The sequence below is a fragment of the Paenimyroides tangerinum genome (genome assembly GCF_003865405.1).
In the GTDB taxonomy this organism is placed as follows: domain Bacteria; phylum Bacteroidota; class Bacteroidia; order Flavobacteriales; family Flavobacteriaceae; genus Flavobacterium; species Flavobacterium tangerinum.
This window is the reverse complement of record NZ_RQVQ01000019.1, coordinates 22,555-44,406: the sequence shown is the minus strand read 5'-3', so window position 1 is coordinate 44,406 and position 21,852 is coordinate 22,555. Positions and strand designations below refer to the sequence as shown.

Here is a 21,852-nt window from a genome sequence, read left to right as displayed (position 1 = left end):
AGAATTACCAATGAATTGGTTTGATTAACTTATTTTCAATTTGCTTTCAGAAAATAAATCTGTGATTTTAGTTCTGGATTAGAAAAACTAGAAGTTAGGAGAAAAAATATTATTTTTTTTTAGAATAGTGGTAAGTAAGAAGTACTTAGCTTTTTCTTTAGTGCTGAAAATGATTGATAAAAAGAGAAAGTTTATTTTATCTAAGTGAATCTCGAATCACAACAAAATAAGTAATGTTTTTAAATTTTATGTTTCGCGAAGACAGATTTATATTCCAAATTGACGTGTATTCAATTAATTAAAATGAAGTCAACTGAAACTTTACTACTAGATTTTACAAATACAGGATTAATAATGATATTTTCTGGTATGAAAACTTTAAAGATAGAAAAATGAAGTTTTAGATTATTAAAGCAAGAAAATAAGGTTAATGATTTATTCAGATATCGATTATTTTTTAAAGCTTTTGTACATTAGAATTTACAACCTAAACTGTAATGTATTAATATTTTGTAGTGTATTAGCAATTTTTATAGATTTAGTATTATAATTAAAAAGTGAGCTTATTAATAAAAGCTCTATCTTAGTGAATCTTAAAAAATGAGAAAATGAACGTTGATTATTTTGAAGAAAGTCCATATTATTCAGTGATTTCTTTTCATAAAGTTATCGAGGCTTTACAAGAAATTGCAAATGAAGATGGCGCTAAATATAGAGTTGAATATGCAAAATCTTTATTAGAAGAAGTTGCAAAAGTTCCTGAATTATATTCGGGAATTACTTCAAAAAAAACAATCAACGAAAATGCTGATTTGATACATAATTTGTTGGCAGATTTGTTTCCGACTGTTTTAACAAATAACGAAATCAAAGCGGTCAGTTTACCTTTTCATAATTTCAATTTCAATTTTACCAAGCGTTTTCAACAGATTTTAGCTAATGCCGGAGAATCCTTTGAGGTAAATATTCGTGATTTTGATTCAGATGATTTTTATATATTAAGTTGTTGCTTAATTTTAAATTCGCATTACAATGAAAATTTAGACATTTCTCGTCCACTTTTTTATGACATTCCAGATAAGGATGGAATTCTTAAACATTATCGAATTACCTATAATGCCGATTTTGTTGAGATTATTCCAACAGAAAATGCAATTCCTATTACGGAAGATGATATCAAACTCTTAAAAAATAATTACGATAATATACAAATCTGGAAAGAGAAGTTTCCAAAACACAGCTGGATTTTAAAAGGTTTTGGTATTATTACTCTCTTTGATGTTACGATTGAAAACTCGATTTCTATTCTGAAAAGTAATTTGATTAAATCAGATTCAGAAAATAATTTAATGGAAATTATTCAACGTTCTTTTCAATCTATTTTCAAAATTTCGAATCTTAAAGTAGGTATTGTTTTTTTGAACAATTCGATTGATGGTTTTTTTGAAATGAGTAGAAACGTCAATATTTCAAGCTTTTTTAATTATCCAGAATTAGATGAAAATCCTAAGCTAAAATTGCAAAGTATTCTGTTATTTAAAGAAGCAATTAAGGCTCCAGAATTTTATTGTGTTTCTGATATTGATGATTTAATTGCAAATCCTGAATTTAGTTTATACGCATCATTATTGAAAAGTAAAAATATAGAAAGTTTTATCTTGGCAAAACTTAATAAAGTTGATACTTTTCAAGGTTTTATCGAAGTTGTTAGTGATAAAAAATATGGACTTCATTCAGTTAATTCTAAAAAAATAAATTCAGTTTTACCTTTTATAAATGATACTGTTGACCGTATTGATAGCGATATTAAATATCAATTTGAAGCAATTATCCAGCGGGAATTTACTACGATTCATCCGAGTGTTTATTGGAAATTTCTTGAAGAAGCTAAAAATTATTTTCGTTTTGCAACCGAAAATACCAATTATGTTTTTAACGAAATCGAATTTGATTCAGTTTACCCTTTATTTGGAGAAACGGATATCAAAGGTTCGACTTATCTTAGAAATATCGCTACCAGAAATGATATTGAAAATCAATTGAACGAATTGATTAATATGTTTGATTATGCTCGAAAATTGAGCTCAAATTTATTGTTTGAACAACGTTTTACAGAATTAAATTCTTACAAAAATGATTTTCTAGATGATTTAAATACTTATACCGAATTTCAAATTCAAAATTATATAAATCAGAACATTCATCCCGTTCTGAAAAAGTTTGATGAATATGAATTAATGCAACCTTTGGTACTATCCTATGCAAAAAAACTTGACCAAACGTTGACTAAATATTGTCCATCAAGAAGTAAATACGATGCTGCAATTATTAAAATAAATAAAAATTTAGCTGAAGTAATTGATGCTTCACAAAACAAAATACAACACGTTTTTCCACATTATTTTGAACGATTCAAATCGGATGGAATCGAGCATAATGCGTATATAGGTTCGAGTATTAGTCCAGATTTGATTTACGATAATTTGTATTTATATAATTTACGTTTGTGGCAAATTCAGACTATGTGTGAAATGGTACGTAATCATTATACGTTAAATGCTGAATTAGAAATTGAATTAACTTCTTTGATTTTAGTTTATAATTATCCGATAAATATTCGTTTTCGATTTGATGAAAAACGATTTGATGTAGCTTCTAGTAGTGATGTTCGTTTTCAGATGATTAAGAAACGAATTGATAAAGCAAATATTAAAGATAAAGATGAACGAATTGTTAAACCTCGATTTTTGACAATTGTGTATTTGAACGAAAATGATAAATTGGAATATCTACGTTATTTGAAATTTCTAATTCAAAAGCAACTTTTTATTGGAGAAATTGCTGATATTGAAATTGAAGATCTTCAAGATATTTCAAGATTACGAGCTTTACGTATTCAAATAAATATTGAAGAAAATATTGAAAACAAAACGTATTATTCTTATTCAGATTTATCTTAAAATTGCTACAATCTTACAAAAGCTATGATAAATGCCGAGACAGAAACGATAATTCCAATCATAAATACCGTATAAGCAATTCGTAAAATTTTATATTTTCGGTCTAAAACTAAACCTAGATAATATAAATCTTTAATCAAAGTATCGTATAAATAATCACGGTCAATCATCAAATCATTCATTGCTTTAGTGTAAGTTTCTAAAGGCATTTTGTAAAAATTTCCGAAGAATAATAGATTTACCGATTTCTTTTTTACATCCTCGTCTGTGAAAGTTCCACTTGTAACTTTGGGTTTGGTAGACAAAATCGTGCAAACAATCGTTACAACGCTGAAAATTAATAAAATAAAAGTTGGGATTATCAAATGAGCATTTCTGGCGCTGTCCAATTTTGGAATAATTGCAGTTAATGCAATCGAAATGATAATCGCATTTACAGAAAGTAAAATATTAGCTTTACTGTCAGCAATTGCACTTAATTGTGTGTGATTGTTTAATGTAGTTCGAAACAAAGTATCAATGCCACGTTCTGGTCGTTCAAGTTTTTCTAACTTCTTTTTTTTAATTTCTTTATTGGTTCCTTTATCTTTTTTTTTGGTATTTTCTAATTGTTTATAAATTTCAAAAATGGTTTTTTCCTTTTTAGGTTGCCAATGAATTTTTGCATAATTTGTATAAAATAAATGCTTTTTTGAAAGCATTTCAAAATTTTCGAAACACCATTTTTCATCAGTAATTTCTACTTTACAAGTTTGCTCGATTTCTTTTTTAAGTAGAATATTTGTTTCGCAATAGTTTTCTTTTGTAAAATGATAATAATCAGCATCTCGTAAACACATTTCTAAATGCGTTTGTGGTACATTTTCTAATTTAGTTGCACGTATAATAGATGCAATAATTTCGATATTTAAACCGTGATTCGGAATTTGATTTAAGAAATCTCTTAAAACAGAAATACTATTTTCTTCATGATTAGCATTTCCCATAATGTAACCCGTATCATGAAACCAAGCTGCCATTTTTAAATGTGTTGCATCATTGTCATTGATGTTTTCACCTTTAATTAGTTCATCTACAGCTAAAACCACATTTAAAGTATGCGTAAAATTATGATACAGATATTCAGAAGATAGTTTATCTTTGAATAAATTAAAAACAAATTGTTCCGCATTTAAAAGTATTTCCATTATAATTTTCTTTAAGATATAAATTTATGAAATTTAATACTAAAGTTTATCAACTTCCAATTTTATGTTTTGGATTATTTTTATTGAATTCTTGTGCAACATTTCATGAACAAAAAGGTAAAGATATGACCAATTCGATTTCAGATGAGATTGAAAACAAAAAATTGAATCATAAATTTATTTTAATTGGTGATGGTGGAAATGCAAATGATACAATTTCAGAACCTAATTTTAAATTTTTAAAAGAACGAATTTCTAATTCGAATGAAAATACAACAGTTCTTTTTCTTGGTGATAATATTTACCCAAAAGGTTTACCAGATAGTTTAAACGTAAATAGAAATGAAGCTATAGAAATTTTAAATAAACAATTAGATTTAGTTAAAGATTTTAAAGGACAAACTTTTTTTTTAGCTGGAAATCACGATTGGTATAGTGGATTAGATGGATTAATTGAACAGAAAAATTACGTTGCTTCAGCTTTAAATAGTAAAAAAGGATTCATGCCTAGAAACTATGAATCGATTGATAAAGTTGAAATTAACGACGAAATAACTCTAATTACGATTGATAGCGAATGGTTTATTCAAGATTGGAATAAATATAACAAAATGAATCATGGTAGTGAATTTCGTTCACGAGAAGATTTTTTTGAAGAATTTCGTAGTTTAATTAATAAAAATCAGAATAAAATAACGTTAGTAGCAATTCATCACCCTTTGTTTACAGGTGGAGCTCATGGCGGATATTTTTCTTTGAGAAAACATCTTTTTCCATATAAAAACATACCTCTACCAGTTTTTGGTTCAGTTATCAATTATCTTCGTAAAACAACTGGTGGAAGTCCAGCTGATACGCAATATAAAGTATATCAATCTTTAATAAATCGATTGAAAACAATTGCTACAAATCAAGATCAGGTTATCTTTTTATCAGGTCATGATCACAATTTACAATACATTGAAAAAGATGGAATAAAACAAATTATTAGTGGTTCAGCCTCTAAAATTGAAGAAGCTCGCGCAGTTGAACCATTGAGTTTCTCTGTCGGAAAATTTGGCTATGGAGTTTTGAATGTCTATGAAGATAAAGAAACGGAAATTAATTTTTATACTACTGAAAATAAAAAAGAAGAATTAGCTTTTCGTCGTTCAATTTATAAAGAAAAAAGTTATTCAGAGATATATCCAAGGTTAAATCAAGATACAATTTCGACCTCAATTTATTCAGAAAGCGAAACTAGTAAAGGAGAAATATATAAGTTTTTATTTGGAAAACATTTTAGAGATGTTTACAGTACTAAAATTGAAGTTCCTGTTGCATATTTAGATACACTTTATGGAGGATTAACACCAACTATTTCGGGAGGTGGAAATCAATCATTATCATTGAGATTAGTAGATAAAGAAGGTAAAGAATTTGTGATGAGAGGTTTGAGAAAAAGTCCAACACAATTTTTGCAATCGGCAGTTTTCAAAGATATATATGTAAAAGACAAAGTAAAAAATACCTACATTATTCCTTTTATAAATGATTTTTATACAACCGGACATCCATATACACCATTTATTATTGGGAATTTCACCAATGCTTTAGGTATTAATCATTCTAATGCTAAATTGTATTACATTCCTAAACAAAATGTTTTAGGAAAATACAATGAATCTTTTGGAGATCAAATGTATATGGTTGAAGAACGACCTGGAGATACGCAATTGGAACTTGAATCTTTCGGAAAACCAGATGATATTGTTAGTACTCAAGATGTTTTGTTTAATTTAGAGTCTGATGATAAATATTCAGTAGATACAGAAATGTATTTACGTGCTCGAATTTTTGATTTTTTAATTGGCGATTGGGATCGACATGCAGATCAATGGCGTTGGAGCGTATATGAAGAAGAAGGGAAGATAATCTATAAACCAATTCCTCGTGATCGAGATCAAGCGTTTGCTAAAATTGACGGAAATTTATTGTTTTTATTGAAACAAACTCCTGCTTTACGTCATATGCAAAGTTTTCGTAAAAATTTCGGTCATCCACGTTGGATAACAAAAACTGCTTTTCCATTGGACAAAGCTTTTCTTCAAGGAACTTCTGTTGAGCAATGGAAAAAAGTTGCACAAGAAGTGGTTGAAGGAATTTCTGATGAATTGATTTTGGAAACATTTTCAAAATTACCTATTGAGGTTCAAAATAAAGAATCTCATAAAATTCAAGAAGTCCTAAAAGAACGACGTTCAAAATTAGTTGATTTTTCAGAAAAATATTATTATGAATTAATGAAATTCGCTATTGTTCACGGTACGAATAAGAAAAATAAAATTCAGATAAATTCAACTAAAGACAATGTTCAAGTTGTTATTTCAAAATTGAAAAGTCAGAATAATGAAATAATTAAAAGCTATAATTACGATCCTAATGTAACTAAAGAAATTTGGATTTATGGTTTAGATAATGAAGATTTATTTGTTGCTACAGGTGATAAATCTCCTATTTTAATTCGCTTAATGGGTGGAGAAGATCACGATACTTATGATATTCAATCTAAAAACAGAATAAAAATACATGATTATAAATCAGATTTAAATACGATTCAAACTTCTTTAAACACTGATAAGATTTTACGTAATAACTATGAATTAAATCAATATGATTATCGAAATGTTCCTTTGGATATTATGACTTTTATGCCTGATGTAGGCTATAATAAAGATAATGGAATCATGGTTGGTGTAAATTTTAGAATTAAAAAACAGAAATATTATCATCAACCTTTTTCACACGATCATCAGATTCGTGCAAAATTCGATTTTGCTACAAGTGGAGCTACACTTGAATATTTAGGAAAGTATAAAGATAATTCGAGACGTTGGTTTTATCAATTCGATTTAACTGCAACTACTTCTAATTATACACAAAATTTCTTTGGTTTTGGAAACAATAGCGATTACAATGAAAAATTATTTAAAACCAATTATAACAGAGTAAGAACCGAACAATTTTTTGTTAAACCATCCTACGCTTATGCAGGCAGAAATGGAGGTTCTTTTTTAGTTGGTCCTACTTTTGAATCAACAAAAATTATTGATACCTATGATCGATTTATAGATTCTAGTCCTGAAAATGATGATTATAAAACTCAAAAATATTACGGTTTTCAAGCAAAATATGAGTTTGAAAATTTTAACAGTAAAAGTAATCCAACTTTAGGTTTACATTTTATGATGCATTATGGATTTAGAGCATTTACGCAAAAATTCAGTGAAAATCATTCGTTTATTGCAAGTTCATTAGGTTTTATAGTTCCAATCAATCAGTCTGAAAGTATTACATTTGAAACTAATTTGTATGGTAAAACCATGATTGGAAATAATTATCATTTTTATCAAGCTGCTGATTTAGGGAGCAATAATTATTTACGTGGATTTAGAGAAAATCGTTTTATTGGACGAGCAGCTTTTGCTCAATCATCAGATTTTAATTTTAAAATAGCTGAAATCAATAAAGGTCTTTTCCCTCTTTCTATTGGTTTGTCAACAGGTTTTGATTATGGTAAAATTTGGCAAGATTTTGAAAAATCCGATAAATGGCACATCAGTTATGGTGGTGGAATTTGGTTCAATGTTTTAGAAACCTTGAGATTAAAAGTTAATGTATATAAAAGTGATGAGGAAATGATGTTTACATTTGGATTTAAAGTTGGAATTTAATTCAAGATTTTAAATTCGTAAACGTTCCCTCCATTATCTTTTTTCTTATTTTTTTCATCTGCAATGTACAAGGTGTTTTTGTCTTTAAAAGTAAGCGATTCTTTTTGTGAGTTATGATTATAATCTACAAATTTTAGATTTTCTTGTTTAAAAGAATTCTCATTTTCAAATGGAATCATAATTACATTTGTATGCGTAGTTAAAGCAATTTGTTTACTTTCTTGATGATAAGCTGCGCCAGTGATAGCTGCTTTATCATAAGAATTTCCACTGTTTAATTCAGCAATTTTTTCCGCTACAAAAGTGACAGGTTTATTTGGAATTTTGTAAACATAAAAACGACCATCAAATCCTTTTGATCTGTTTTTTGTAAAAAGATAAAACGAATCATCAATTGCTACAAATGCCTCACAATCAAAAAATAATTCTTTCTTCTTAGGTGGAAAATCAATTTGCTCAGGATACGAAAAGTAAGTTATTTGAGAAGGAATTACAGCATTATTTTTTAAGTCGGAAATATCTAATTTATAGATTGCCAGATCTTTCCTTGTATTATCATTATTTCCAAAATTTCCAATATATAAATTCCCTTCGCTGTCCATTGATAAATCTTCCCAATCGGTATTTTCAACTTCATTAATAGTAACTGTTTGAGTCAGATTACCATTCAAATCAAAAGTATAAATTTCGTTTGAATTTCCTTTATCCTCTAAGGCATAAAGCAATTGATTCGTTGGATGATAAACCAAACCCGAAACTTCTTTATTGTCTTCTGGAAAGGAAAATAAAACATTTAAATCTTGTGATTTGGTCTGACAAGATAAAACCAAAAATAATCCGATGAATGAATAATATTTAAACATAATGTGTATTTTCTATCAAAGTTAACTAAAATGTATCAATTTCTGTGTTAACTATTTGTCAATGTAACTTTGGTAACACAGTTATACAGTTTATTGTTTGATATTTGCTCAAAATTTATTTGAATATGGATATGATTTATCAAGCTTGGCCCTGGTACGTTGGTGGACCAATTGTTGCCTTGTTAATGATTTTACTAATTTTATTAGGAAAAAGTTTTGGAGTTTCGTCTAATTTCAGAACGATGTGTTCTGCCCTAGGAGCTGGAAAAAATTGTGAGTTTTTTGATTTCAATTGGAAAGCCCAACGCTGGAATCTTTTGGTTTTAGTAGGAGCAATGATTGGTGGCTTTATTGCAGCTCATTATTTATCCAATGACCAAATTCCTGCAATTTCTTCGCAAACGATTACTGATTTAAATGCTTTAGGATTTGAAAGCGCCGGAAAAGCTTATGCACCAACAGAATTATTTGATGTTTGGAATTTTAAAAATTTCACGCTTTTGTTGATTGGTGGAATTCTAGCAGGATTTGGAACACGTTATGCAGGCGGTTGTACTTCAGGTCACGCTATTTCTGGATTAAGTGATTTGCAATTACCTTCTTTAATCGCTGTTGTAGGATTTTTTATTGGTGGTTTGATTATGTCGTTTTTAATTTATCCTTTAATTTTTTAAGCTATGAGAAATATCATTTATATCGCAATCGGAATTGTATTCGGAATTACAATGTATAAAGCAGAAGCCGCTTCTTGGTTTCGAATTTATGAAATGTTCCATTTCCAATCTTTCCATATGTACGGATTTATAGGAAGTGCTTTAGCCGTTGGATTAATTGGAATGCAATGGATAAAACGTTCAGAAAAAAAAGATATTGACGGAAATAAAATTGTAATTGCTCCTAAAGAGAAATCTATTGCTCGATATCTAATTGGAGGTATTTTCTTTGGATTAGGTTGGGCTTTGGTTGGTGCTTGTCCTGGTCCAATGTTTGTTCTTGTTGGTGCTGGAATTTTCCCAATGTTGATTGTAATTATTGGTGCAATTTTAGGAACTTTTATTTATGGAAAAATAAGAAATAAATTACCTCATTAATTGATTTTAACTATCATTTTAATGAAATTAACTATTTCTGTAAAATAGTTACAGTTTTCCAATAATAAAAATATACTAAAAAAGCTTTTCGAAAGAAAAGCTTTTTTAGTATTATAATTTGTTCATATTAGTTGCTAAAGTCTCAATAAATTTACTGATTGGACCTTTGATCATCATTGCCATCATAGCGTTAAATTCACCTTCGAAATCTAATTTTACAGAGCTTTCATTCTCAGAAATTTCTCCAATATTAGCAGTTAAAGTAAAAGGTAACTTACTACTTGCAGCACCTAAAACTACTTTAGAATTTGGATGTGATTCTTTTTTCACTAATTTAATTTCTGGCATTCCAGATAAAGCAAACATAAAGCAGTTGTCATCAATTACTTCAAATTTAGCGATATTTTCTGGCATTAATTTTTCAAAATTTTTGATATCTAATAAGGCATTGAAAAGATATTCTGCCGATTTTGAAACGGTAACTTTAGAACTTTCTAAATTCATAATTTATTGTTTTGTTGATTAAATTCCCCATTCAGAAGGATTCGAACTCCAAATTTTCAAAGTTTCGTGATCTTCTTCTGCAATGTAATTTTTAGCAATTGCTGTTTTTAACAAAGTAGGATAATTACTTAAAGTCATCAATTCAATTCCAGCATTTTTGAAGTTTTCAGAAGCAACATCAAATCCGTAAGTGAAAATTGCTGCCATTCCTAAAATATTAGCGCCACCAGCATTTAAAGCTTCAACAGCTTGTAAACTACTTTTTCCGGTACTAATTAAATCTTCAACTACTACAACTGATTGACCTGCTTCAAAATAACCTTCAATTTGGTTTTGACGACCGTGCTTTTTAGCTTCTGGTCTCACATAAACAAAAGGTAAATCAAGAGCTTCTGCAACCAACAAACCAATTCCGATGGCCCCGGTAGCAACTCCAGCGATTACATCTGGTTTACCAAATTTCTCAACTATATTTGTAGCGAATTCATCTTTAAGAAATTTTCTAACTTCTGGAAATGAAAGTGTTATGCGATTGTCGCAATATATTGGCGATTTCCATCCAGAAGCCCAAGTAAAAGGACTTTTAGGATTTAATTTAATTGCGTTTATTTCTAAAAGCAATTCGGCTGTTTTCTGTGCTGTGTTGTTGTTAAAAATCATTTATTTTATTTCTATTTCAATTAATTAAAACCAATCAATTAATTGATTATTGTTTGTTTTTACAGAATATTATTTGATTATTCAAAAATAGCACATTTTCGTTATTTAATGCAACTAAGAACTGAAAAACATATTTAATTTAATTTCTTTCCAATTTTTATTGTCTATAAATATAAAAATAACATTTAAAATACTTCTTAATAATTTTAAATCGAATTTGTCTAAAGTGTTGTTTTTTTAAAGGATTTTAACTGTTAGTATTGCATAAAATATTTATTTATTAAAGCTTTTGGTGTAAAAATTTTGTAAGCTTTTATAAATTTTAAAAAACACCAAGTAGTTGATTGTTATTGTATTAAATTATTTCTTTTGTAAACTATTAAAAGCGATTGTTTTATTGTGTTTAAATTTTTTGTACATTAGTGTTACCGATAAGGTTAACATTAATTATAATGAAAAATGAATTCCAAAGAAATGAATTACTTCTTAAATTATTAAAATTAAATTTTATTAAATCTGTAATTGTTTTTTTTAAAAAAAATTTAAAGATCTCTTTAAGTAACTTAGCGAATTGTCTCAAGATTATTTATTATGTAAAAAGGTTATTTAATCTTAATTCGTTAAAAAATTTATTTGATCTTATTGAAGAATAAATTTATAATTTGATATGTTATACGGAGTTCAATACTGAATTCCGTTTTTTTTTTTAGAAGTCTCCAAATCACAATCTATATATTTATCAATAAAAAGTGAAATGAAATAGGATTTATACATTTGATAATTTTCGATTTAAAATCATTAAATTTATTTATATTTAAAATACTTTTTGCAACTTGCGGTCTTTAAATAAATGCCGTAATTGTTATAATTCTAAACTCAATTGCTTTTTTACATTAGTTTATAAAGAGTTGTTTTTTATTGTTTTAATGATTGAAAATCAATATAAAAAATGTATAAAGTTTTTATCAACGACAAACCACTTTTTTTGACAAATGAGATTGAAAAAGAAACCGATTTTCAACTTTTCTTGTTAGAAAGTGCTGACATCAATAAAATTATTCTTAAATACTATCAAAATAAAATTGATAAAGCCATCTTGTATCATCCTGATGAAAAAGAAATTTTAAAGAAACTAAAAGAAAAAATCCCTGTAAATAAAGCTGGTGGTGGTTTAGTAAAAAACGCTAAAGGTGAAATTCTTTTTATTTATAGAAACGGAAAATGGGATTTACCTAAAGGCGGAATCGAAAAAAATGAAACGATTGAAGAAACTTCGATTCGTGAAGTTGAAGAAGAAACTGGATGTAAAAATCTGAAAATTGTTCAAAAGCTTCAGAAAACATATCATATTTTTAAGCGCAATGGCGAATATAAATTAAAAATCAGCCATTGGTTTGAAATGTTTACGGATTATGAAGGTCCGTTAGCAGGTCAGCTTGAAGAAGGAATTGAAAAAGTGGTTTGGTTGAAACCAGAAGAAATTCCTGCTGTTTTAGAAAATTCTTATGAAAATATAAAATTGCTTTTTGAATAATTAACAAGTAATTAAATGTAATTTCAAGATAAATATCATACTTTTAGTAGTTGAAACACTTGAAATTTGTAAAAATAAAATCATCGATAAATGAATAAGCCTTTAAGAGTTTTTGATTTACTGTATTATCAAAATGCAAAATATCCGCACATAGATATTTTCGGATTAAAATTTGAAGATAATTGGAACACGCTTCCAACACTTGAATTTATTGAAAAAGTAAATCAGATTTCTCGTGCTTTAATTGCTTATGGAGTTCAGCCAGACGATAAAATCGGATTGATTTCTGAAAATCGTTGGGAATGGAACGCACTTGATTTTGCGATTCAGCAAGTAGGAGCGGTGGTTGTGGCAATTTATCCGAATATTTCTGAAAAGGATTATAAGTTTATATTCGATGACGCTTCAATAAAACTATGTTTTGTAAGTTCAGATGTTCTTTTTGAAAAAATATCTAATATTAAAAGTGAAACACCTGAATTAAAAGATATTTTCACCATAAATGAATACTCAAATATTCCAAGTTGGAATTCATTTTTAAAATTAGAATCTAATTCAAATCAAACCGAAGTTGAACAAAGAGTAAATGCTGTTCAAACGGATGATTTAGCAACATTGATTTATACTTCGGGTACAACCGGAAATCCAAAAGGTGTAATGCTTTCGCATAAAAATTTATTAGCCGATGTAATGAGTAGCGAATATTCATTTCCGGTAGGTGAGGGACAACGTGCCTTGACATTTTTACCAGTTTGTCACGCTTACGAACGTGTTTTTCATTACGTTTATATGTTTAAAGGTTTAACGATTTATTTTGCGGGTTCTTTAGATACGATTGGTGCAGATATGAAAGAAGTAAAACCTCATATTTTCTCAGCTGTTCCTCGTGTATTGGAAAAAGTTTATGAAAAAATTATGGCTGCTGGTGAACAATTAACCGGTATTAAAAGAAAATTGTTTTTTTGGGCCGTTGCACTTGGTGAAACTTATGAACTTGAAAATCGCTCGGCTTGGTACGATTTTAAATTGAGCATTGCTCGTAAATTGATTTTTTCTAAATGGAAGGATGCAATTGGCGGAGAAATTTTAGGAATCGCATCTGGAAGTGCTGCACTTCAACAAAAGTTAATTCGATTGTATTTAGCTGCGGGAATTCCAATTTTTGAAGGTTATGGATTAACCGAAGCAGGACCTTGTTTGTCTGTAAATTGTTACAAACGTGGAATGAAAATTGGAACGGTTGGTGTTCCGTTAATTAATATTGAAATTAAACTTGCTGAAGACGGAGAAATTCTTGCAAAAGGAGATAATATTATGCAAGGTTATTACAAAAATCCTGTAGCAACAGCCCAAGTTTTAAAAGATGGCTGGCTTTCTACAGGTGATATTGGACAATGGATTGATGGTAAATATTTGAAAATTATTGATCGTAAAAAAGAAATGTTCAAAACATCTGGTGGTAAATATGTTGTACCGCAACAAATTGAAAGTAAGTTTGTCGAATCTCCTTTTATTGAACAAATGATGGTAATTGGCGACGGGCAGAAGTTTCCTGCCGCTTTAATTGTTCCTTCGTTTATTAATTTGAAAGATTGGGCAAAAACAAATGGATTTGATTTTTATAATTTAGAAAAGGAAGCTTTTTTTGCTAATGAAATTGTTATAAATAAAATTCAGGAAGAAGTAAATAAAATGAATGTTTATTTCGGTAATTGGGAACAAATCAAACGTTTTGAACTTGTTTTGAATGAATTTTCGATTGAAACAGGCGAATTAACGCCAACTTTGAAAATGAAACGAAAAGTGATTTTAGAAAAATATAAATCACTATATAATAAAATATATGCTTAAAAATTGCCTTTCTGAAAAGAAAGGTTTTTTTATTCCCAAATCATTCCTAATTTTAAAGATAAGTTTGTTATCTAAACTCCATTAAGATGAAAATATTAATTGTTGAAGATGAAATTGAATTACAAAAAGTGGTTCAACAATCGTTAGAAAAGGAAAAATATTTGGTAGAATTTGCGAATAATTATGCTTCTGCTTTAGATAAAATTATCGGGTTTGATTATGATTGTATTTTGTTAGATATAAATTTACCTGATGGAAGTGGAATGGATTTGCTTCGTGAAATTAAAAAACTTCATAAACAAGATGCTGTGATTATTGTTTCTGCAAAGGATTCTGTCGATGATAAAGTTGAAGGTTTGAATTTAGGTGCTGATGATTATTTAGCAAAACCTTTCCATTTGGCAGAATTACACGCAAGAATCAATTCTGCAATTCGAAGAAATAATCAACACGGTGAAAAATATATTATTTTTAAGAATGTGAAAATTAATCCTGAAGACCGAAATGTTTTTGTAAACGATGTTCTGATAAATTTAAATCGTAAAGAATATGATATGTTGTATTATTTTATGATTCGACCTGGGAAAACCCTTCAAAAAACAACACTTGCAGAAAGTATTTGGGGCGACCATATTGAAGATGCGGATAGTTTTGATTTTATTTATTCTCAAATTAAAAATTTGCGAAAAAAATTAAAGCAAAGTAATGCTGAAATAGATTTTCAGGCAGTTTACGGTATAGGATATAAATTAGTTTAAAATGCGTATTTCATTAAAATATTACACCTTAAAATATTTAATTATTGCACTTTTGGGTGTAATCGCTATTTGGTCTGGAATTTTTTATGCTTTCATTTTGGATGAGGTTAATGACAATATTGATGATGGATTAAAAGATCAAAAAATTCAAATCATTCGACAAGCTTTTATTGATGAATCGGTTTTAAATACTACTGAATTTGGTTTAAATCAATTTCGAATTACTCAAGTAGATTCAATTCAATATCAACCATTGAATAAATTTGAAAACAAAATGTTTTTTATGGAATACGATGGTGAAAATGAACCTTATCGTATTTTAACTACTGGTTTTATTGATAAAGATGGAGGTTTTAGAAAACTCGAAATTCGGACATCAACTGTTGAAGAAGATGATTTTGGAATCAATTTGTTAATTGCACTTTTTGTACTTTACGTTTTTATTATTGTTGGGATTTTCTTCATAAACAAAATTGTTTTGGATAGAGCTTGGTCTCCGTTTTATGATATTTTAAAACGAATGAATCAATACCAATTTGGAAATAAGCGAACGCTTGTTGAAAATAATCAGAAAATAATGGAATTTTATGAGTTACAAAATGAAATTCAAACCTTGGTTGAACGTAATGAACATACTTTTTTGACTCAGAAAAATTTTATCGAAAATGCTTCTCACGAATTGCAAACACCGTTAGCGATTTCGTTGAGTAAAATTGATTTTCTACTGGAAAATGAAGATTTGGACAATAAAACTCAAAAGCAATTTATAGAAATAAAAAGTTCTTTAAAACGAATGAAAAGTTTAAATAAGTCACTTTTAATGCTTTCTAAAATTGATAATAATCAGTTTGATGAAAAAGTTTTGGTAAATTGGAACGTTGTTTTTAAAACCGTTCTTCAAGATTTTGAAGATATTCTTTCGTATAAAGATATTAATGTTTCAGTCGATGAAAAAGCGCAATTTGAAACTAATGCAAATTTATATTTGATTGAAATTTTGATTTCTAATTTGCTTCGAAATGCCATTAAGTATATTGGAAATGAAAAGAAAATTGTTGTAATCATTTCAGAAAATGCCTTTCAAATTTCAAATTCAGGAAATCATATTGCTTTGAATCCAAATTATATTTTCAATCGATTTTATAAATCAGGAGCAGATGAAACTTCAACCGGACTTGGACTTTCTATTGTTCAATCAATTGTAAAACAACATCCTGATTTGCAAATCCAATATCACTTTAGTAAGAATTTTCACCAATTTAAAGTAGTTTCTTCAAATTCCTAAATCTTTCCAAAATCATTATAGAATTTTGTAGTATAAATTTTTAAAAAGAGAAAATATGAAAACTTTAAATTTAAAAAACACCGTTTTATTATTGATTTGTATCTTCGGATTTTCGATTTCTGCTTCAGCTCAAAAGACTACAATTCAAGTGAATGAATTACCAGAAAATGCCAACTCATTCATCAAACAGCATTTCAAAAACGAAACCGTTAGCTATGTAATTAAAGAAGAAGAATTTCTAGTAATTGATGAATATAAAGTTGCTTTATCTGACGGAACTGAAATTGAGTTTAATAAAAACGGAAATTGGAAAGAAATTTCGAATAAAACTAAAGGAATTAAATCATCAGTTATTCCTAACAAAATTTTAAATTATTGCACTAAAAGTTTTCCAAATACAAGCATCAAAAAAATTGAAAAAAGTAGATGGAAATACGATGTAGAACTTTCGAACGATTTAGATTTAGAATTTGATTCTGATGGAAATTTTAAACGAATTGACGATTAAAATAAATAATTTTTAAGCAGACTTTTATATGTCTGCTTTTTTTGTATCTTGAAAATAAAAAAATGGACGATTCATATAGAGAATTTCTAATCAAAACGGTTTTGTTTTTAGAAGAAGCTTCGGGGAATTTATTCGCTCAAATTTTGAATTTAGCTTCACATAACGAATTTCCAATGCTTCGCGAGAATTTTGAATCGGGAGAAATTTTTAATTTTAATATAAGAATGTTCGAAAATACTAAAGATGTGAATGTTTTAAAATTAATTGAATTGTACACAAAAATAGAAAACGAACGATTAAATATTATTGAAATTAATAAGATAACAGAAGAAGAACTAGATCACTATTTTGCTAGTTCCGATGTTTCCATTAATGATTATGATGATGATGAAAATGAAGATTTATTTGGTGATTTCCCTCTGTTTTTGAATTAAATTTTTGAATTGAAGTTACTATTTCTAAACGATTATTAATAGTAGAAAGATGTGTTTTGTTATTTTTTATTCATACGGGAAAACGCATACCGAAAAACTTATAAAAAATTAAACTCTATTATTTATAGTAAACAAAAAACGACCTTATGGTCGTTTTTTGTTTATAAACTATTGTATTCTTTTATGATTGCAAGGATTTCGTGATCTTCAAGTTTAGAATTTTCCAACCTTTTTTGAAGTTCAGGTTCATCAGACATCATTCTGATTAGATTTTCTCTTAATTTCTTAGGTTTATTAAAACCATTAAAAGGAATTATTTCATCTTCTTTCTCAAGAAAACGAATGGCGCTTCGATTTGAAATTCCTACCAAACTTACGTTTAAAAACAAATTAATTTTCCCAGAAACTAATATTTCAGAAACATTAGACATTTCTAATCTCGGATTGAAAGTATATCTTCTCAGTTTTCCTTGTCGATCTTTAAATTCTAAATATTTAATTTCATTTGCTTTACGTTTTATACGTTTTGCGTTTTCAAAAAAATAAACTTTTCCGCCAGCATATGAACTAGCTGCATCAAAATTTAATCCGAACGGATACGCATTTTTAACATTTACCTTTAAAGTGTCTGTTAATGAACTGTATAAAACAAGTCTAGCTTTGTCTCCTTTTTCTTGAGAATAGATTGGATTTTGAATTGTTATAAAAAACAAAAATAAAATTGATATATATTTCATTTAAATAACAATATTTATAAAATTCGTTCAGAAACGTAATCTAACTTAACTGAAGGATATTTACTCTGCGTCATTTGAATCGAAAACTCTGAATCTGCTAAGAAAACCAATTGTCCTGATTTATCTTTAGCTAAGAATTTTTGTTTTACACGCTTAAATTCGGCAAATTCTTCATTTTTTGGATCTTCTGGTCGAACCCAACAAGCTTTAAAAGCTGGAAAATTTTCATAAGTACATTTAGCACCATATTCATGTTCCAAACGATATTGAATAACTTCGTATTGTAGAGCTCCAACAGTTCCGATGATTTTACGACCATTCATCTCCAAAGTAAATAACTGAGCAACTCCTTCATCCATTAATTGATCAACACCTTTTTCTAATTGTTTAGATTTCATTGGATCGGCATTATTAACATAACGGAAATGTTCTGGAGAGAAACTCGGAATTCCTTTGTAATTCATAATTTCTCCTTCAGTTAAAGTATCTCCAATTTTAAAGTTTCCAGTATCATGTAATCCAACAATATCTCCTGCATAAGAAATATCTACAATTTCTTTTTTCTCAGCAAAGAATGCATTTGGAGAAGAGAATTTTAAATTCTTTCCTAAACGAACGTGCATATAAGGTTTGTTTCTTTCAAATGTTCCAGAAACAATTTTGATAAACGCTAAACGATCACGGTGTTTTGGATCCATGTTTGCGTGAATCTTAAATACAAATCCAGAAAATTTAGTTTCATCTGGTTGAACCAAACGTGTGTCAGATTCTTTAGCACGAGGTGAAGGTGCAATTTCAATAAAACAATCTAAAAGCTCTCGAACACCAAAGTTATTTAAGGCAGATCCAAAGAAAACAGGCTGTAAATCTCCATTGATATATTCATCTCTATTAAAAGCTGGATAAACCTCTTCTAATAATTCTAATTCTTCACGTAAACGATTTGCTGGTTTTTCACCAATCAACTGATCTAATTCTTCAGATTGTAAATCAGAAACCGTGATTACATCTTCAATATTTTTACGACTATCATCAGAAAAAAGGTTAATATTCTTTTCCCAAATATTATAAATTCCTTTAAAATCGTATCCCATTCCGATTGGGAAAGAAAGTGGAGCTACTCGCAAACCTAATTTTTGTTCAACTTCATCAAGTAATTCAAAAGCATCTTTTCCTTCACGATCTAATTTGTTAATGAAAACAATCATCGGGATGTTACGCATTCTACAAACTTCAACTAGTTTTTCAGTTTGTTCCTCAACACCTTTTGCAACGTCAACTACAACAATAACCGAATCTACAGCAGTTAAAGTTCTAAAAGTATCTTCAGCAAAATCCTTGTGACCAGGTGTGTCTAAAATGTTTATTTTCTTATCTTTATAATTAAAAGCTAAAACAGAAGTTGCAACAGAAATTCCTCTTTGACGCTCAATTTCCATGAAATCGGAAGTTGCTCCCTTTTTAATTTTATTACTTTTAACGGCTCCAGCTTCTTGAATTGCTCCACCAAATAATAATAATTTTTCTGTCAAAGTAGTTTTACCAGCATCTGGATGGGCAATAACTCCAAAAGTTCTTCTGCGTAATATTTCGTTTTTAAAACTCATTATCTTGTAATTAGGACTGCAAAAATAGTACTTTTTATTTCAGATAATAAACACTTTCAAAGCAGATTTGGATAAAAAAGCGATAATATTTTGTTAAGTATGTTTTTTGGGTAGAAATAGAATTTTGAAATTGTTATTTTTGTTAAGAATAATTAATTTAGTTTTTTAAAATAAAGAATTATGAACTTAAAATCACTTGTATATTTTTCGTTATTCGGATTTGTTTCTTTTAACGGAAATGCACAAAATGCTTCTGACGAACTTTTAAAAATTAACGGTGTACCTTTTACAGTTGGTGAGTTTGAACGTATATATACCAAAAATTTAGATCTTATAAAGGATGATCAACAAAAAAATATCGAAAATTATTTAGACTTATTTGTTCTTTATAAATTAAAAGTAGCTAAAGCTTATGATTTGGGTTTAGATAAAAGAGCTGCTCATATTAATGAGTTTGATTCACATCGTAAACAATTAGCTGAACAATATTTAACTAATGAAGAAACACTTGAGCGTTTGGCAAAAGAAGCTTATGAGCGTTCTTTGTATGAAATTAAGGCTTCTCATATTATCGTTTTAGCTGATGAATTTGTAACTCCAGCAGATTCTTTAAAAGCTTATAATAAAGCGATGGATATTCGAAACCAAATTGTAAACGGAAAAGATTTTGGTGAAGCTGCTGTCGAATTTTCTGAAGATCCTTCTGCAAAGACAAATAAAGGTGATTTAGGATATTTTTCTGTTTTGAGAATGGTTTATCCTTTTGAAACAGGAGCTTACAACACGCCGGTTGGTCAAGTTTCAATGCCAATTCGTTCGCAATTTGGATATCATTTAATAAAGGTTGATGACAAACGTTTGCGTCGAGGAAAACAAACTGTTGCTCAGATTTTTATTCAAAATAAAGAAGATGTAGCTTTGGTTGACCCGAACAAGTTAATCATGGACGATATTTATGCAAAACTTCAGAATGGTGAAAAATTCGAAGATTTAGTTATGCAATTTTCCGATGATACGACCAGTAAAGCAAATGGTGGAAAATTCGGAAATTATGATCCAGGAGTTATTTCAATTGATAATTTAGATGATGAAGTTTATAAATTGAAGAAAGCTGAAGATTATTCAAAACCATTCAAAAGTCAGCATGGATGGCATATTGTAAAATTGGTTTCTGAAGAAAAGATACCAACATTCGATGAAAGAAAGTTTTTTTACAAACAAAAAGTACAATCAGATTCTCGTTCTCGAATTATAAATGAACAATTGGTTGCACATTTAAAAAAGAAATATAATTACAAGGAGAATAATAAAAACTATTCTGGTTTTGTGAAATTTGTAGAAAAGAATGTTACTAAGCCTGAATACCTAAAAGGATTAAAAACGAATAATGAGTTAGCAAAATTCGCAGATCAAAAAATATCTGAAAAAGATTTCTCTGAATTTATAACTAAGAAAGGCGTTAATTTTGCTGCAATTACTCCAATTGTAAATGGAATTGATCATGTTTATAATGATTTTGTTTCTGAAAAAATATTAGATTATTACAATAATAATTTAGAAAATGAATTTCCAGAATTTAAAAATACAACTAAAGAGTTTAAGGAAGGATTGCTTTTGTTTGATTTAATGGAAACTGAAATCTGGCAAAAAGTAAAGAACGATACACTTGGTTACACAGATTTCTATAAAACAAACTTGAATAAATTTTATCAAAACGAAGCTATAAATGGAACCGTTTATGAAGCTGAAAAGAAAGCTGATATTAAGAAAGCTCAGAAATTTATTTCTAAAAATTTAGGTAAAAAACCTGAAGAAATTAACGGAATGCTTGATGTGAATTTATTAGTTTCTAGAAAAGGTAAATTCGAAAAGAATAATAAAAATCTTCCGCAAAATTATGTTTTAAGAGAAGGTGTTTCTGAAATCTTTGAACAAGATGGTAAGTATTATTTTGTAGTTGCAGATGCATATTTCCCAGAAAAAACCTTGGAATTAGAAGATGCAAAACAAAATGTGATTTATGAATATCAGCAAGTTTTTGAGAATCAATGGATAAACGATTTAAAAGAAAATGCAAAGATTGAAATTAATAAACCTATATTAAATCAACTAAAATCAAAATATAAGCAGAATTAATTCTTAATAAAATCAAAAAACAAG

The 21,852-nt window shown here is 28.3% G+C and carries 17 protein-coding genes; 11 read left to right on the top strand and 6 right to left on the bottom strand.

From position 1 onward, the window contains the following. The first annotated feature begins 608 nt into the window (after positions 1–608). Positions 609–2,960 (top strand): GAF domain-containing protein, encoded by a 2,352-nt coding sequence (locus EG240_RS09675; RefSeq protein ID WP_125019196.1) that lies wholly within the window; start codon positions 609–611, stop codon positions 2,958–2,960. A 5-nt stretch (positions 2,961–2,965) separates the two neighbouring features. Here EG240_RS09675 and EG240_RS09670 read toward each other — a convergent pair whose 3' ends face one another. Continuing rightward, positions 2,966–4,147: a Pycsar system effector family protein gene (locus EG240_RS09670; RefSeq protein ID WP_125019195.1), complete on the bottom strand. Its 1,182-nt coding sequence runs from the start codon at positions 4,145–4,147 to the stop codon at positions 2,966–2,968. A 26-nt stretch (positions 4,148–4,173) separates the two neighbouring features. Here EG240_RS09670 and EG240_RS09665 point away from each other — a divergent pair, with 26 nt between their 5' ends. Further along, the gene (locus EG240_RS09665) at positions 4,174–7,860 is read left to right on the top strand and encodes a metallophosphoesterase (protein ID WP_125019194.1); all 3,687 of its coding nucleotides are present in this window, start codon (positions 4,174–4,176) and stop codon (positions 7,858–7,860) included. Here the strand turns inward: EG240_RS09665 and EG240_RS09660 are convergent. Continuing rightward, the gene (locus EG240_RS09660) at positions 7,857–8,723 is read right to left on the bottom strand and encodes an esterase-like activity of phytase family protein (RefSeq protein WP_125019193.1); all 867 of its coding nucleotides are present in this window, start codon (positions 8,721–8,723) and stop codon (positions 7,857–7,859) included. The genes EG240_RS09665 and EG240_RS09660 overlap by 4 nt on opposite strands. A 125-nt stretch (positions 8,724–8,848) precedes the next feature. Between EG240_RS09660 and EG240_RS09655 the strand changes: the two genes are divergently transcribed. Together EG240_RS09655 and EG240_RS09650 are read left to right on the top strand one after the other, a co-directional pair. Next, positions 8,849–9,397, top strand: coding sequence for a YeeE/YedE family protein (locus EG240_RS09655; RefSeq protein ID WP_125019192.1), 549 nt, complete (start codon positions 8,849–8,851; stop codon positions 9,395–9,397). A 3-nt stretch (positions 9,398–9,400) separates the two neighbouring features. After that, entirely contained in the window at positions 9,401–9,814 is a 414-nt protein-coding gene (locus EG240_RS09650) for a DUF6691 family protein (protein WP_125019191.1), read from the top strand. A 111-nt stretch (positions 9,815–9,925) separates the two neighbouring features. Here EG240_RS09650 and EG240_RS09645 read toward each other — a convergent pair whose 3' ends face one another. Continuing rightward, entirely contained in the window at positions 9,926–10,318 is a 393-nt protein-coding gene (locus EG240_RS09645) for an SRPBCC family protein (RefSeq protein WP_125019190.1), read from the bottom strand. 18 nt (positions 10,319–10,336) lie between these two features. After that, entirely contained in the window at positions 10,337–10,978 is a 642-nt protein-coding gene (pyrE, locus tag EG240_RS09640) for an orotate phosphoribosyltransferase (RefSeq protein WP_125019189.1), read from the bottom strand. A 949-nt stretch (positions 10,979–11,927) separates the two neighbouring features. On the opposite strand from pyrE, the gene EG240_RS09635 reads away from it, so the two are divergent. The 6 genes from EG240_RS09635 to EG240_RS09610 all read left to right on the top strand — a co-directional run bounded on the left by EG240_RS09635 (position 11,928) and on the right by EG240_RS09610 (position 17,348). Further along, positions 11,928–12,512 carry an NUDIX hydrolase gene (locus EG240_RS09635; protein ID WP_125019188.1) on the top strand — a complete coding sequence of 195 codons (585 nt, stop codon included), beginning with the start codon at positions 11,928–11,930 and terminating at the stop codon, positions 12,510–12,512. A gap of 90 nt (positions 12,513–12,602) precedes the next feature. Continuing rightward, complete coding sequence (locus EG240_RS09630; RefSeq protein ID WP_125019187.1) at positions 12,603–14,363, top strand: AMP-dependent synthetase/ligase; 1,761 nt, start codon at positions 12,603–12,605, stop codon at positions 14,361–14,363. A gap of 86 nt (positions 14,364–14,449) precedes the next feature. Then, entirely contained in the window at positions 14,450–15,121 is a 672-nt protein-coding gene (locus EG240_RS09625) for a response regulator transcription factor (protein ID WP_125019186.1), read from the top strand. A gap of 1 nt (position 15,122) precedes the next feature. Further along, positions 15,123–16,406, top strand: coding sequence for a sensor histidine kinase (locus tag EG240_RS09620; RefSeq protein WP_125019185.1), 1,284 nt, complete (start codon positions 15,123–15,125; stop codon positions 16,404–16,406). Between the two features lie 55 nt (positions 16,407–16,461). Continuing rightward, positions 16,462–16,914 carry a PepSY-like domain-containing protein gene (locus EG240_RS09615; protein WP_125019184.1) on the top strand — a complete coding sequence of 151 codons (453 nt, stop codon included), beginning with the start codon at positions 16,462–16,464 and terminating at the stop codon, positions 16,912–16,914. A 62-nt stretch (positions 16,915–16,976) separates the two neighbouring features. Beyond that, entirely contained in the window at positions 16,977–17,348 is a 372-nt protein-coding gene (locus EG240_RS09610) for a hypothetical protein (protein ID WP_125019183.1), read from the top strand. Positions 17,349–17,509: 161 nt separating this feature from the next. Here EG240_RS09610 and EG240_RS09605 read toward each other — a convergent pair whose 3' ends face one another. Both EG240_RS09605 and EG240_RS09600 read right to left on the bottom strand, forming a co-directional pair. Then, complete coding sequence (locus EG240_RS09605; protein ID WP_125019182.1) at positions 17,510–18,085, bottom strand: hypothetical protein; 576 nt, start codon at positions 18,083–18,085, stop codon at positions 17,510–17,512. Positions 18,086–18,099: 14 nt separating this feature from the next. After that, positions 18,100–19,692: a peptide chain release factor 3 gene (locus EG240_RS09600; RefSeq protein ID WP_125019181.1), complete on the bottom strand. Its 1,593-nt coding sequence runs from the start codon at positions 19,690–19,692 to the stop codon at positions 18,100–18,102. A gap of 180 nt (positions 19,693–19,872) precedes the next feature. Between EG240_RS09600 and EG240_RS09595 the strand changes: the two genes are divergently transcribed. Beyond that, positions 19,873–21,828, top strand: a complete 1,956-nt coding sequence (locus EG240_RS09595; RefSeq protein ID WP_125019180.1) for a peptidylprolyl isomerase — start codon at positions 19,873–19,875, stop codon at positions 21,826–21,828. Positions 21,829–21,852 lie beyond the last annotated feature (24 nt).

What these genes read in the sequence shown, in the direction of transcription:
- EG240_RS09675 (WP_125019196.1), top strand. Translation starts at nt 609, where the DNA reads ATGAACGTTGATTATTTTGAAGAAAGTCCATATTATTCAGTGATTTCT.
- EG240_RS09670 (WP_125019195.1), bottom strand. Translation starts at nt 4,147, where the DNA reads ATGGAAATACTTTTAAATGCGGAACAATTTGTTTTTAATTTATTCAAA.
- EG240_RS09665 (WP_125019194.1), top strand. Translation starts at nt 4,174, where the DNA reads ATGAAATTTAATACTAAAGTTTATCAACTTCCAATTTTATGTTTTGGA.
- EG240_RS09660 (WP_125019193.1), bottom strand. Translation starts at nt 8,723, where the DNA reads ATGTTTAAATATTATTCATTCATCGGATTATTTTTGGTTTTATCTTGT.
- EG240_RS09655 (WP_125019192.1), top strand. Translation starts at nt 8,849, where the DNA reads ATGGATATGATTTATCAAGCTTGGCCCTGGTACGTTGGTGGACCAATT.
- EG240_RS09650 (WP_125019191.1), top strand. Translation starts at nt 9,401, where the DNA reads ATGAGAAATATCATTTATATCGCAATCGGAATTGTATTCGGAATTACA.
- EG240_RS09645 (WP_125019190.1), bottom strand. Translation starts at nt 10,318, where the DNA reads ATGAATTTAGAAAGTTCTAAAGTTACCGTTTCAAAATCGGCAGAATAT.
- pyrE (WP_125019189.1), bottom strand. Translation starts at nt 10,978, where the DNA reads ATGATTTTTAACAACAACACAGCACAGAAAACAGCCGAATTGCTTTTA.
- EG240_RS09635 (WP_125019188.1), top strand. Translation starts at nt 11,928, where the DNA reads ATGTATAAAGTTTTTATCAACGACAAACCACTTTTTTTGACAAATGAG.
- EG240_RS09630 (WP_125019187.1), top strand. Translation starts at nt 12,603, where the DNA reads ATGAATAAGCCTTTAAGAGTTTTTGATTTACTGTATTATCAAAATGCA.
- EG240_RS09625 (WP_125019186.1), top strand. Translation starts at nt 14,450, where the DNA reads ATGAAAATATTAATTGTTGAAGATGAAATTGAATTACAAAAAGTGGTT.
- EG240_RS09620 (WP_125019185.1), top strand. Translation starts at nt 15,123, where the DNA reads ATGCGTATTTCATTAAAATATTACACCTTAAAATATTTAATTATTGCA.
- EG240_RS09615 (WP_125019184.1), top strand. Translation starts at nt 16,462, where the DNA reads ATGAAAACTTTAAATTTAAAAAACACCGTTTTATTATTGATTTGTATC.
- EG240_RS09610 (WP_125019183.1), top strand. Translation starts at nt 16,977, where the DNA reads ATGGACGATTCATATAGAGAATTTCTAATCAAAACGGTTTTGTTTTTA.
- EG240_RS09605 (WP_125019182.1), bottom strand. Translation starts at nt 18,085, where the DNA reads ATGAAATATATATCAATTTTATTTTTGTTTTTTATAACAATTCAAAAT.
- EG240_RS09600 (WP_125019181.1), bottom strand. Translation starts at nt 19,692, where the DNA reads ATGAGTTTTAAAAACGAAATATTACGCAGAAGAACTTTTGGAGTTATT.
- EG240_RS09595 (WP_125019180.1), top strand. Translation starts at nt 19,873, where the DNA reads ATGAACTTAAAATCACTTGTATATTTTTCGTTATTCGGATTTGTTTCT.